Source organism: Devosia sp. (genome assembly GCF_036563435.1).
Taxonomy (GTDB): Bacteria; Pseudomonadota; Alphaproteobacteria; order Rhizobiales; family Devosiaceae; genus Devosia.
Genome location: NZ_DATCMJ010000012.1, coordinates 143,234 through 155,695 on the forward strand (window position 1 = coordinate 143,234; position 12,462 = coordinate 155,695).

The window sequence follows — 12,462 nt, forward strand, 5'->3', positions numbered from 1 at the left end:
AAGGTACGCGTCATGCCATTGTCTGCCGTAGAAATTCGCCAGCAGGTCGAAGCCTTGGGACCTTGGTTTCACAATATCGATCTGGGCGGTGTTCGAACCGCGCCCGACCACTTCCTGGGCGACTACCCCAACATGAAGTGGCGCAAATTTGCCAATGCCATTCCAGCCGATCTTACGGGCAAGACCGTGCTCGATATTGGCTGCAATGCCGGGTTCTACTCCATCGAGATGAAGAAGCGCGGCGCCGATCGCGTGCTCGGCGTCGATTTCGACGACGTCTATCTCAACCAGGCCCGGTTCGCGGCGGAAGTGGCGGAAGTCGACATCGAGTTCCGGAAGCTCTCCGTCTACGACGTTGGGTCGCTCGGCGAGAAGTTCGACGTCGTGATCTTCATGGGCGTCCTGTACCACCTGCGGCACCCGCTACTGGCGCTAGACCTCATCCGCGAGCATGTCGCCAAGGACCTCCTGATCTTCCAATCCATGCAGCGGGGCAGCAAGGAGGTGGGAGAAGTGGCCGAAAACTATCCCTTCTCGGAAGTGGCCCTGTTCAACGAGCCGTCCTATCCCAAGATGCACTTCATCGAGCATCGCTATTCCGACGACCCCACCAACTGGTGGGTGCCCAATGCCGCCTGTGTTGAAGCCATGCTCCGCAGTTCCGGCTTCGAGATCACGGCTCATCCAGAAGCCGAAGTCTATGTGTGCCGCACGGCTCAACAGCCAGAGCACGCCATTCCAGTCTATCCAAAGCAGGGAGCCAGAACATGATCGAAGCCGCAATGATCTGGAACGAGCCGAACAACAAGTCACACTGGGATCCAGAGCTAGATCCGGAATGGGTGCGCTTCGGCCAAATGGTCAACCTGGCCGCTGATGCCATCGCGGCCGCCAACCCCGACGTGACCCGCGTGCTGGGCGGCATCTCGCCGATCGATCCCGGATTCATGACCCGGATGAAGGAATATGGCGTGCTCGATCGGGTCAACGCCGTTGCCGTGCATGGCTTTCCGCTCGACTGGAACCTGTGGCAGATCCACGAATGGCCGCAAAAGCTCGAGGACATTCGCGCCATCACTCATCTTCCCGTCTGGGTCAGCGAGGTCGGCGTCTCGACCTTTGGTGCTGAAGAAGTGCAGCTCTGGGGCCTGCAGCGCACGGCCGAACTGCTCCGGGGCAATGCCGCGCGCATCCAGTGGTACAGCCTCTATGACCTGCCACGCGAGTGGGAAGCGACGACTCGCCACCGCGAGGCGGAGGGCTCCTCCTACTACCGGCACTTCTATATGGGCCTGCTCCGTCAGGACGGCACGCCCAAGCCGGCCGCGGAGGAGTTTGCAAAGCACACGCCGGAAATGGGCGTGGTGCAGTGGTTCCACTACCATGACCATCGGCTCGACGATGCCGTGGCCTGGATGAAACGCCTGGGCGTGACGCATTTGCGCACCGGCCTCTCCTGGGCCGACAGCTTCCGCCCCAATGCGCTGGATTGGTTCGACCGCCAGATGCAGGCGCTGGAGGACTTCGACGTCACCGTCACCTTCTGTTTCACGCCCGAGCATCGCGGCATTGCGCCTCATCACACCAGTCCACCGCAGGTGCCCGAGGAATTTGCCGCCTTCTGCTCTCAGATGATCGAACGCTACGCGCCCCGCCAGGCCGTCCAGGCAGCGCGGCCTCTCGAAGCGGAAGCTGCCCTGGTCTAGGTTCTGCCTATGCCAAGCAAAAAGGCCGATGCAGCGCTGGCTGCATCGGCCTTTCGTTTATTGGTTCACCGTGTCAGGGGTAAAGCACTAGCGCCTTGAGGAAGCCATCGGGCCGGTCGCGCGTCGCATCCAGCGCTGTGTCGAGCTCTTCCAGGGGATAGCGATGCGTATAGAGCGGCGCAGGATCGAGCCGCCCTTCCACCACTGCATCAATCGCGTCGCGAATACCCTGAATATAGATGCGCGGATCGCGCTCATGCGCATTGATCACGTCGAGACCGCGCCAGTTCCACATCTGCATGTTGACCTGACGCGGGCCGTCCTGATGGTAGCCGGCGATCACCAGCCTGCCACGCTCGCGGGTGAGTTCGGCGGCAAGGTCGAGCGGCCACTGCTTGCCCACGGCCTCGATCACGCGGTCGCAGAAGACGCCATTGGTCAGCTCCTTGACCCGCTCGATGATCTTCCAGTGGTCATCCATCAATATGGTCTCGGCCGCGCCGAGCTGTGTGGCGAGGTCGAGCGCAAAGGGACGGCGGGCGATGGCGATAACCCTTGCGCCGGCCGCTACAGCCAGTTGCGTTAGAAGGGCACCGAGAAAACCGATGCCAATGATGGCAACCGTCTGGCCTTCCGAAATCTCGGCGCGCTTGAAGATATTCATGGCACAGCCCAGCGGCTCACCGGGAAAAGGCACGCCGTCGAGGGCGGCCGGCAGCTTTACCACCGCATCGGCCTCGGCAATGTCGTGGGTGGCATAGCTATGGTAGGAAAGCGCAGCGACCCGGTCTCCCACCTGGAGGTCCTGGACGCCTTCGCCCACGGCATCGATGACACCCCAGCCTTCATGACCTAGGCCGCCGGGTTCGGTGGGAAACTTCATCCATTCCGGGCCGGCCCATGGTGTGAGGTTGGACGCACAGACACCGCAGCCTTCGAGCCGCACGCGGACCTGGCCGGCGCCCAGCTGTGGAAGCGGATGGGTCTCGACCGTCATGGTGCCCGGACCGGTGACCACCGCCGCCTGCATCTGCGACGGCGGGGACATAGCAACGTTCATATCGACCTCAGTCGCGGTTCACGAATTTGTTGAAACGGCTCTTACCGCCGTCGCTGGTCTCTTCCTGGTAAAGGAAGTCGAGCTTGTTCTCGTCAAAGATCTTGAAGAACTCGTCCCACTCGATCTGGGTGAGATTGTCCTCCGGCTCACCGAAGTCGATGCGCAGGATGCCGCCCTTGCCGCCGGTATCGACCTTGGCCGGATGGCCGTCGCGGGCTTCGGCCCATTTGCGGATTTCGTCGTGATCGGTGGTCTTGTGGGAACTGCTCATGTTCAGGCTCCTCTTCTGATTATGCTGGCGATGCGGCAACCTGTAGGCTGGCGGCGCTTCCCTGCCCGCGCCGCACCGGCTTCGGGGCCACGGAAGGCCGGCCGATGCCGTGGTAGTGGAGGCCCGCCCGAGCAGCCGCCTCCCCGGTCAGGATGTTGCGGAAATCAAGGAGCTGCCGCCCACGCATGGTCTTGGCCAGCCGCAGGAGATCGAGGGCGCGATACTCGTCCCATTCGGTCAGGACCACCGTGACATCGGCACCCCGGGCCGCCTCCATCGCCGTGTCGTGCCACTGCACGCCTGTCAGCAACGGCTTGGCAGCACCCGGCTGCGGATCGTGGGCATGGACTTCGAGGCCGGCTTCGATCAGGCGCGGCACGATGGTCAAGGCCGCGGCCTCGCGCACATCGTCGGTATTGGCCTTGAAGCTGGTGCCAAGCACGGCGACCCGGCCGCGCGCGGGGGTGGCGGTGATGATGCGGTCGGCAAGGGCGGCCTTGCGCGCCTCGTTGCTGTCGATCAACGTTTCGATCAGCGGCTGGGGCGCGCCGAACTTGCGGCCCGTACTGGCAAAAGCACGCGTGTCTTTGGGGAAGCAGGAGCCGCCAAAGCCGGGGCCGGCGGCGAGGAACGCCCCGCCGATGCGGTGGTCGCGGCCGATCCCGTCGGCAACTGCGGACACGTCGCCGCCCAGGGCTTCGCAGAGATCGGCCACGTCGTTGATGAAGCCTATCTTGAGCGCCAGAAGGGCGTTGGCCGCATATTTGATGAGTTCGGCATTGACGGTCTGCGTGGCCAGCAGCGGAATGCCGGTGTCGGTCAGCGGCTTATAGAGATCGAGCAGCAGCGCCTCGGACGACGCGTCGTCGACGCCAATGACGATGCGGTCGGCACACAGGAAATCATTGATCGCCGATCCTTCGCGAAGGAATTCGGGATTGGACGCAACGGCGATGTCGCTCGTGCCGCGGCTGGCGTCGACCAGCTTCTTGACGCGCCGCGCGGTGCCCGCGACCACGGTCGACTTGATGATGACAACAGCGTTTTTCCGCAGGTGCGGCGCAATGCCGATCGCTGCCGCCTCGACATAGGAGAGGTCGATGTCGCCGTTTGGTGCCGAAGGGGTCCCGACGGCGACAAACACGGCTGCAACGTCTCCGGCCATGGCCTCGGCGTCTGCAGAAAAGCGCAGCCGGCCCGCTTCCATCTGTGCGGCGATCAGTTCGGACAGGCCCGGCTCAAAAATTGGAACTTCGGCCCGGTTCAGGGAGGCCACCCGGGTATCGTCGATGTCGCAGCAGGTCACCTCGTGACCCAGTTCGGCAAGACATGCGCTTGTGGTCAGACCGACATAACCTGCACCCAGAACCAGGATCTTCATACTCGACGCCCTTTCGATCTGCTTCAGCGAAGCTTATTCCAGCAACAGGGCAATGACAGCTTTGTTCCTGATGAAGATGCTTGCGCGGGTCGAATGCTGGTGGCGGCGGCACCGGGATTCGCCCCGTGGTTGGGGGCCACAGCTCTACAACGTCGAATTTCGTTTGCGGCAACGAGGAGATGCATCGATTAACGCAGGATAATCGGCACACCCTTCCGCCGACCTGACACCAAGCTTTCACTTACGCCTCTCGGGCGCCGGTTCCGGGCGATTCATCCACGGTGCCTTCGGTTCCTACACGCTTGAGTCAGCGGCGATCAAATCTTTGGCGGAACTTGTCCGCCCAGGAACGCTTCCTGTCGCAGCTACTTACCTTCGCAATGGGCACCATGAAACAGATACTGATTACCGGCGGCTGCGGCTTCATTGGACGATACGTAACCGAGGAACTGCTTGAACAGGGCTATAAGGTTCGGGTGCTCGATAGCCTCATCGACCAGGTGCACGGCGAAGCGGCAGCGGCCGTGCCGGAAGGCGTTGAACTGGTGCGTGCCGATGTGCGCGACAAGGCTGCGGTGAGCGAAGCTCTGCAGGGCATCGACGGCGTGGTTCACCTCGCAGCCGAAGTCGGCGTTGGCCAGTCCATGTATGAGATTGCCCGCTATGTCGGCGGCAACGACCTTGGCACCGCGGTGCTGCTCGAGGCCATGATCGACTTGCCGATCAAGCGCATCGTCGTCGCCTCCTCGATGAGCGTCTATGGCGAAGGGCTCTACCGCTCCGAAGATGGCGCCACTTTCGGCTCGGTGCGCCGCCGCAGCGCGGACATCAAGGCCGGTCGCTGGGAGCCCGTCACCGCTGATGGCGTTGCCCTCACGCCTGCGCCGACCGATGAGCAAAAGCCGGTCGACCTCGCCTCGATCTATGCGCTGACCAAATATGCGCAAGAACGCGCCGTGCTGATCTTCGGCGAGGCATATGGTGTCGAGGCGGTCGCCCTGCGTCTCTTCAACGTCTTTGGCCCCGGCCAGGCGCTCTCCAACCCCTATACCGGTGTGCTTGCCAATTTCGCCTCGCGCCTCATCAACAACCAGCCGCCCATGATCTTCGAGGACGGCAAGCAGAAGCGTGACTTCGTGCATGTACGCGACGTCGCCCGCGCCTTCCGCCTGGCGCTGGAGCAGCGCTCGGCCGCCGGCCACGTCATCAACGTGGGCAGCGGCAATGCCTATGCCATTGCCGACATCGCCAACATGCTGGCCCGCGCCATGGGCGTGCCCCACCTGGGCCCCGACATCATGAACAAGGCGCGTTCCGGCGACATCCGCAACTGCTTTGCCGACATCTCCAAGGCGCGCGAGCTGCTCGGCTTCGAGCCCCGCTTCCGGCTGGAGGACTCGCTCGACGAAATGACAGAATGGGTCCGGCAGGCCCAGGCGGTCGATCGCGGCGCCGAGATGCGGCGTCAACTCGAAGAGCGAGGCCTTGTTTCATGATGGATGCAAACCCGTCCGGCACCAAAGGGGGGAACATCGTCATCACCGGCGGTGCGGGCTTCATCGGCAGCAACCTTGCCGATGCACTGCTGGGTGACGGCCAATCCGTCACCGTCCTCGACAATCTTAGCCGCAATGGCGTCAACCAGAACCTCGACTGGCTGAAGCAGCGTCACGGCGACCGCCTCACGGTGGTCGTCGCCGATATTCGCAACGCTGCCGCCATCGAGCCAGCGCTTGCGGGTGCCAGCGCCGTGTTTCACCTTGCCGCGCAGACGGCGGTGACCACGAGCCTCGTCGACCCGGGCGAAGACTTCGACATCAATGCCCGCGGCACGCTCAACGTGCTGGAAGCCGTGCGCAAGGGCGGCCGCAAGGCCCCGGTGATCTTTTCGAGCACCAACAAGGTCTATGGCGGCCTCGACGACCTCCGCCTGTTCGAGCAGGACGGCCGCCATACGCCGGCCGACGAACTGATCCGCGCCCGCGGCATAAACGAGGACCGGCGGCTCGATTTCTGCACGCCCTATGGCTGTTCCAAAGGCGTGGCCGATCAGTATGTGCTCGACTACGACCGCTCCTACGACATCCCCACCGCCGTGCTGCGCATGAGCTGCATCTATGGTCCGCGTCAGTTCGGCACCGAGGACCAGGGCTGGGTCGCCCACTTCCTGATCAGGGCCCTGCGCGGCGAAGCCATCACCATCTATGGCGATGGCAAGCAGGTGCGTGACGTGCTGCATGTCAGCGACGCCGTCGCCGCCTACCGGGCAGCCCTGGCGCAGATCGAGACTGTGCGCGGCCGCGCCTTCAACCTGGGTGGCGGACCGCGCAATGCCGTCAGCCTCAATATGGTGCTCAAGGAAATCGAGCATCTCGTCGGCTCGCCGTTGACCGTGGGGCATGACACGTGGCGCGAAGGCGACCAGCTCTACTTCGTCGCCGAAACCAGCCGGCTCGAAGCCGAACTGGGCTGGCGCATGCGCATCGGCTGGCGCGACGGGTTGCGCGATCTCGCCGAGTGGCTGATGGCCCGCGAACAGCAGACGGCACCCGAGGCGCGGCAGGTGCGGGCATGAGCCTTGCGGTGTCCGCAACGACGTCTGGGGCAGGACAAGGGCCACACATCCTGATGACGCTCGACGCCGTCGGCGGCGTGTGGCGCTATGCCATGGATCTTGCCATCGCCATGACGCGGGAAGGTTATCGCTTCACCTTTGCCGGCCTCGGGCCCCAGCCAAGTGCGGCGCAGCGCGCGGAAGCAGAGCAGATCGGTCAACTGCTCTGGCTCGATGCGCCGCTCGACTGGATCACCGAGGACGAGACGGCGCTTGATCGCATTCCCGATCTTCTCCGCCAGATCGTTGAGGCACACGAGATCGATCTCGTTCACCTCAACCTGCCGTCCCAGGCGGCAGGCCTCAGCCTCGATATTCCAGTTATCGCTGTTTCGCATTCCTGCGTCGTCACATGGTTCGCCGCCGTCCGGCACAGCGCGGTTCCCGCTGATTGGGACTGGCAGCGCCGGCGCAATCGCGAGGGCTTCGACCATGCCGATGCGGTGGTGGCGCCCAGTCATGGGCACGCGGCCATGTTGGGCGACAGCTATGGCAAGATCGCCAACCTCCATGTGGTCTGGAATTGCTCCACGGCCCGCCCCGAAAGCTTGGCCAAGGAAGAGCTCGTCTTTGCCGCTGGCCGATGGTGGGACGAAGGCAAGAACGGCGCGCTGCTCGACGAAGCTGCACCGCATTCTGCCTGGCCCCTTTTCATGGCCGGTCCCGTCCATGGCCCAAGCGGTCAGTGGCAAGAGCTCAAGCATGTAAAAGCGCTCGGTGAACTGCCGCATTCCGAGGTCAAGCAGTGGATGACCAAAGCCGCAATCGTCGCCTCGCCGTCGCGCTATGAACCCTTTGGCCTCGCCGCGCTCGAGGCAGCACAGGCGGGCGCGGCGCTGGTTCTTGCCGACATCCCGACATACCGCGAGCTCTGGGACGGTGCCGCGCTGTTCGCGCCCGCCGACGACCCCCAGGCTTTCGCAGCGGCACTCAATCAACTGGCATCCAATGATGTGCTGCGGCACGACTATGCCGCCCGCGCGCAGGAACGCGCCGGGCGCTATACGCTCGCCGCGCAAGCCGCCGCCATGCAGTCGATCTATGCCGATCTGCTGCAGCCCGCCCATATTCAGGAGGCGTGACCTTGCGCTTTGTCTTCTATACCCATTCCCTCGTCTCCGACTGGAACCACGGAAATGCCCATTTTCTGCGCGGCGTGATGCGCGACCTGGTGCGGCGCGGCCACCGGACGCTGGCGCTGGAGCCGGTGGATGCCTGGAGCCGGCAGAATCTCATCAAGACGCAAGGACAGGCGGCGGTCGACCGTTTCGCCCGCGAGTTCCCCGAGCTTCGTTCCGAGCAGTATGGGCCTGGTTTCGACCATGAAGCGGCGCTAGCCGATGCCGATGTGGTTCTGGTGCATGAATGGACCGAGCCGGCGCTTGTGGAGCGCATCGGCCGCATCCGCCGCGATGGCGCCCCTTTCACGCTCCTGTTCCACGACACCCATCATCGGGCCGTATCGGCCGAAGAGGATATCGCGGGCCTTCTGCTCAAGGACTATGACGGCATCCTTGCCTTCGGCGAGACGCTGCGCGAGCGCTACCTCAGGGCCGGCTGGGGCAGCCAGGTCTTTACGTGGCACGAGGCGGCCGACGACACGCTGTTCCACCCGCACCCCGAGATCGAGCGCGAGCAGGACCTGATCTGGATCGGCAATTGGGGGGACAACGAGCGCACCGCCGAGATCAGCGAGTTCCTGATCGAACCCGCTGCCGCCCTTGGCCTCAGCGGCACTGTGCGCGGCGTGCGCTACCCCGAAGAGGCCATTACCGCGGTGCGCCGGGCAGGTCTCTCCTATGGCGGCTGGATCGCCAATGCCGATGCGCCCGCAGCCTTTGCCAGCCACAAGGTAACCTTGCACATCCCGCGCCGGCCTTATGTGCAGTCGCTTCCCGGCATTCCCACCATCCGGGTCTTCGAAGCGCTTGCCGCCGGTATTCCGCTGCTGTCGGCCCCGTGGAACGATGCCGAGGGCCTGTTCCGCCCCGGCAAGGACTTCCTTTTCGCCAAGAATGGCGAGGAGATGCAGCGCCTCCTGCACGAGGTCACCACCGATCCTGCCCTGGCGCGCAGCCTTGCCGCCAGCGGCCTTGAGACTATTCTTGCCCGCCACACCTGCCGTCACCGCGTCGATGAACTGCTTGCCGTACTCGGCCAGGTCGGCAGCGCGCAGGTCACCCGCCAACTCGAAACCCTGGAGCCCGTCGCGTGAAGATCGCCTTTTATGGATCGAGCATCCTTTCAGCCTACTGGAACGGCGCGGCTACCTACTACCGAGGCATGCTGCGGGCATTGGCCGAAAAGGGCTATGATATCACCTTCTACGAGCCGGACGTCTACGACCGGCAGAAGAACCGCGACATTGATCCCCCCGATTGGTGCCGGGTCGTCGTCTATGACGGCACGGTCGAAGCGCTGAAGCAGGTCACGGCAGAGGCCACCAAGGCCGATATCGTGATCAAGGCCAGCGGCGTCGGCTTCGAGGACGACCTGCTGCTCGAGGAAGTTCTCCGGCATGCCGCCCCGCACGCCCTCCGCATCTTCTGGGACGTGGATGCACCCGCAACCCTGGCCGAGCTGCGCGCCAATGCCGGCCATCCGCTGCGCAAGGCGCTCGAGACTATCGACCTGGTGTTGACCTATGGCGGCGGCGACCCGGTGATCAATGCCTATCGCGAGATTGGCGCACATGAGTGCATCCCCATCTACAATGCCCTCGATCCGCACACGCACCACCCCGTGGAGGCCAATCCACGCTTCTTTGGCGATCTCGGCTTTTTGGGCAATCGCCTGCCCGACCGCGAAGCACGGGTGGAGGAGTTTTTCCTCGCGCCCGCCTCGCGCATGCCGTCGCAGCGGTTCGTGCTGGGCGGCTCCGGCTGGGGCGACAAAGGCATGTCGAGCAATGTCAACTATCTCGGCCATGTCGGCACCGCCGACCACAATGCCTTCAACATCTCGGCCAAGGCCGTGCTCAACATCTCGCGCTCCAGCATGGCGGAGACCGGCTTCTCCCCGGCAACGCGCGTTTTCGAGGCGGCCGGCGCCAGCGCCTGCCTCATCACCGACTACTGGGAAGGCATTCCGCTTTTTCTGGCACCCGACGACGAAGTTCTAGTCGCCCGCGACGGGCAGGATGTCGCCGAAATCCTCTCCGGCCTGACGCTTGAACGCGCGCGCCAGATCGGTGCCGCCGCCATGGATCGGGTGCTGCGCGAGCACACCTATGCCCATCGGGCCGAGGAGGCCGACCGCGTGTTCCGCAGCGCCGCCCGCCGCCACAGCGAGGCCGCCGAATGAGCGGCCACTACGACATCGTCATTCTGGGCCTGTCGCTCTCTTCGTCCTGGGGCAATGGCCACGCGACGACCTATCGGGCGCTGATTCATGGGCTGCAGACGCATGGGCAGCGTGTCCTCTTCCTGGAACGGGACGTGCCCTGGTACGCTAGTAGCCGCGACCTGCCCAATCCCGATTTCTGCACGCTCGACTACTATGGCAGCGTCGCCGAACTGCTGGAGCGCCACACCGAAACGCTCAGGCAGGCCGGCGCAGTGATCGTGGGCTCCTATGTGCCCGAAGGGGTCGCCGTAATCGACGCGCTGTCGGCGATGGCGCTGCCCAACTGGCACTTCTATGACATCGACACGCCGGTTACCCTGGCCAAGCTCGGTCGCGGCGACGAGGAATACCTGGCGCGGCGGCAGATACCGCTGTTTGACAGCTATCTCTCCTTTTCCGGCGGACCGCTTCTCCGGCGGCTCGAAACTGAATTCGGCGCCCGCGCCGCGCTGCCGCTCTATTGCTCGGTCGATGCCGACCGCTATGGTCCGACCGGCGAAGCACAGGAATGGGATCTGGGCTACCTCGGCACCTACAGCCCCGATCGCCAGCCGGCGCTGGAGCGGCTGCTGCTGGAGCCGGCCCGGCAAATGCCGGAGCGCCGCTTCGTGGTCGCGGGCTCGCAGTTCCCCGCCGACATCGTCTGGCCGGACAATGTCGAGCGCATCGAACACCTGCCCCCTTCCGAGCATCGTTCGTTCTATAACCGCCAGCGTTTCACCCTCAACGTTACCCGCGCCGACATGATTGCTGCCGGCTGGTCCCCCAGCGTTCGGCTGTTCGAGGCCGGGGCCTGTGGTACGCCGCTGATCGGCGACATCTGGGAAGGGCTCGACCAGATGTTCCCCTCTGGCAGCATCGTGCTTGCCCTCGATACCGCTACCGTGATCCGCACCCTGCGCGACACCACTGATGCCGAGCGCAATGCCATGGCCACGGCGGCGCGCCGCCATGTCCTGGCGGAACATACCGCCACGGCGCGCGCCGGCGAACTTCTCGCCATCCTGGGCAAGCATGCCCAAGCCATTCGTCCCTCTGCTTGAAAGGTCACGCCATGAAACCCACCAACGGCAAAGGCAAGACCATCATGGTGACCGGCGGTGCCGGCTTCGTCGGCTCGCACCTCTGCGACGCCCTGCTGGCGGAAGGGCACCGGGTCATCTGCGTCGATAACTATCAGACCGGCTCCGAAGCCAATGTCCGGGCGCTAGAGAACCATCCCGGCTTTCGCCTGATCGAAGCCGATATCTGCGAACCGGTCAGCGTCGAAGAGAAGCTGGACCAGATCTACAACCTCGCCTGCCCCGCTTCCCCACCACAATACCAGGCTGACCCGCTCCACACGATGATGACCAGCGTGGTAGGCACTGCCAACCTGCTGCGCCTCGCCGAGCAGCATGGCGCGAGCTTTCTCCAGGCTTCGACCAGCGAGGTCTATGGCGACCCCCAGCAGCATCCGCAGCAGGAGGATTACTGGGGCAACGTCAACTGCACCGGCCCCCGCGCCTGCTATGACGAGGGCAAGCGCGCCGCCGAAACCATGTGCTTCGACATGCTGCGCGCCGGCCGGGTGGATGCCCGGGTCGTGCGCATCTTCAACACCTATGGCCCGCGCATGAGCCCCGAGGACGGGCGCATCGTCTCCAACCTCATCGTCCAGGCGCTGAGCGGCGAACCGCTTACCATCTACGGCACTGGGGAGCAGACGCGCTCCTTCTGCTATGTCAGCGACCTGGTCGCCGGGCTCATCAGCTTGATGAATGTCGATCCCAATCCCGGGGCCCCGGTCAATATCGGCAATCCCGGCGAATTCACCATCGCCGAGCTGGCCGACCTGGTTCTGGAGATGACCGGCAGCACCTCACCGATCGTGCACCGCCCCCTGCCGGTCGATGACCCACAGCGCCGCCGCCCCGATATCACGCGCGCCAAGCAACTGCTCGGCTGGGAGCCGCGCATTCCGCTGGCGCAAGGGCTCGAGCTCACCATACCTTGGTTCGCGCAGTCCCTGCGGGACAGCCAGGCTCCCAGGGGTAAACCGATCCAACCGGCGCGCCATCCCGTCGCCGCAGCGCCCTTGTGAGC

At 64.3% G+C, this 12,462-nt stretch carries 11 protein-coding genes and 1 pseudogene; 9 read left to right on the forward strand and 3 right to left on the reverse strand.

Translation table 11 applies throughout. From position 1 onward, the window contains the following. Positions 1-12 precede the first annotated feature (12 nt). Entirely contained in the window at positions 13-771 is a 759-nt protein-coding gene (locus VIL88_RS06710) for a TIGR04290 family methyltransferase (protein ID WP_331987172.1), read from the forward strand. Continuing rightward, positions 768-1,706: a beta-xylosidase gene (locus tag VIL88_RS06715; protein WP_331987173.1), complete on the forward strand. Its 939-nt coding sequence runs from the start codon at positions 768-770 to the stop codon at positions 1,704-1,706. Before VIL88_RS06710 ends, VIL88_RS06715 begins: the two co-directional genes overlap by 4 nt. Positions 1,707-1,779: 73 nt before the next feature. Here VIL88_RS06715 and VIL88_RS06720 read toward each other — a convergent pair whose 3' ends face one another. Genes VIL88_RS06720 through VIL88_RS06730 form a run of 3 tightly spaced genes read right to left on the reverse strand, consistent with a single transcriptional unit; the run spans position 1,780 to position 4,418 of the window. After that, positions 1,780-2,766, reverse strand: a complete 987-nt coding sequence (locus VIL88_RS06720) for an MDR/zinc-dependent alcohol dehydrogenase-like family protein (protein WP_331987175.1) — start codon at positions 2,764-2,766, stop codon at positions 1,780-1,782. Positions 2,767-2,773: 7 nt separating this feature from the next. Beyond that, positions 2,774-3,037: a hypothetical protein gene (locus tag VIL88_RS06725; RefSeq protein WP_331987177.1), complete on the reverse strand. Its 264-nt coding sequence runs from the start codon at positions 3,035-3,037 to the stop codon at positions 2,774-2,776. Between the two features lie 19 nt (positions 3,038-3,056). After that, positions 3,057-4,418, reverse strand: a complete 1,362-nt coding sequence (locus VIL88_RS06730) for a UDP-glucose/GDP-mannose dehydrogenase family protein (protein ID WP_331987178.1) — start codon at positions 4,416-4,418, stop codon at positions 3,057-3,059. Positions 4,419-4,807: 389 nt separating this feature from the next. Here VIL88_RS06730 and VIL88_RS06735 point away from each other — a divergent pair, with 389 nt between their 5' ends. From VIL88_RS06735 to VIL88_RS06765, 7 genes and pseudogenes are all read left to right on the forward strand, one after another. Beyond that, on the forward strand, positions 4,808-5,914 hold the full coding sequence (locus VIL88_RS06735; RefSeq protein WP_331987179.1) for an NAD-dependent epimerase/dehydratase family protein: 1,107 nt from the start codon (positions 4,808-4,810) through the stop codon (positions 5,912-5,914). 5 nt (positions 5,915-5,919) lie between these two features. Next, positions 5,920-6,993 (forward strand): annotated as a pseudogene (locus VIL88_RS06740) (NAD-dependent epimerase/dehydratase family protein); the annotation flags it as partial. After that, positions 6,990-8,114 (forward strand): glycosyltransferase family 4 protein, encoded by a 1,125-nt coding sequence (locus VIL88_RS06745; RefSeq protein WP_331987181.1) that lies wholly within the window; start codon positions 6,990-6,992, stop codon positions 8,112-8,114. The pseudogene VIL88_RS06740 and the gene VIL88_RS06745, both read left to right, overlap by 4 nt. Positions 8,115-8,116: 2 nt before the next feature. After that, entirely contained in the window at positions 8,117-9,247 is a 1,131-nt protein-coding gene (locus VIL88_RS06750; RefSeq protein ID WP_331987508.1) for a CgeB family protein, read from the forward strand. Then, positions 9,244-10,335, forward strand: coding sequence for a CgeB family protein (locus VIL88_RS06755; RefSeq protein WP_331987182.1), 1,092 nt, complete (start codon positions 9,244-9,246; stop codon positions 10,333-10,335). The genes VIL88_RS06750 and VIL88_RS06755 overlap by 4 nt, the downstream gene beginning before the upstream one ends. Then, complete coding sequence (locus VIL88_RS06760) at positions 10,332-11,420, forward strand: CgeB family protein (RefSeq protein ID WP_331987184.1); 1,089 nt, start codon at positions 10,332-10,334, stop codon at positions 11,418-11,420. Before VIL88_RS06755 ends, VIL88_RS06760 begins: the two co-directional genes overlap by 4 nt. An 11-nt stretch (positions 11,421-11,431) precedes the next feature. Beyond that, positions 11,432-12,460, forward strand: a complete 1,029-nt coding sequence (locus VIL88_RS06765) for a UDP-glucuronic acid decarboxylase family protein (protein ID WP_331987185.1) — start codon at positions 11,432-11,434, stop codon at positions 12,458-12,460. Positions 12,461-12,462: the final 2 nt, after the last annotated feature.

Coding starts and splice junctions, on each gene's coding strand:
- VIL88_RS06715 (WP_331987173.1), top strand. CDS start 768: ATGATCGAAGCCGCAATGATCTGGAACGAGCCGAACAACAAGTCACAC.
- VIL88_RS06745 (WP_331987181.1), top strand. CDS start 6,990: ATGAGCCTTGCGGTGTCCGCAACGACGTCTGGGGCAGGACAAGGGCCA.
- VIL88_RS06765 (WP_331987185.1), top strand. CDS start 11,432: ATGAAACCCACCAACGGCAAAGGCAAGACCATCATGGTGACCGGCGGT.
- VIL88_RS06760 (WP_331987184.1), top strand. CDS start 10,332: ATGAGCGGCCACTACGACATCGTCATTCTGGGCCTGTCGCTCTCTTCG.
- VIL88_RS06720 (WP_331987175.1), bottom strand. CDS start 2,766: ATGAACGTTGCTATGTCCCCGCCGTCGCAGATGCAGGCGGCGGTGGTC.
- VIL88_RS06735 (WP_331987179.1), top strand. CDS start 4,808: ATGAAACAGATACTGATTACCGGCGGCTGCGGCTTCATTGGACGATAC.
- VIL88_RS06730 (WP_331987178.1), bottom strand. CDS start 4,418: ATGAAGATCCTGGTTCTGGGTGCAGGTTATGTCGGTCTGACCACAAGC.
- VIL88_RS06725 (WP_331987177.1), bottom strand. CDS start 3,037: ATGAGCAGTTCCCACAAGACCACCGATCACGACGAAATCCGCAAATGG.
- VIL88_RS06710 (WP_331987172.1), top strand. CDS start 13: ATGCCATTGTCTGCCGTAGAAATTCGCCAGCAGGTCGAAGCCTTGGGA.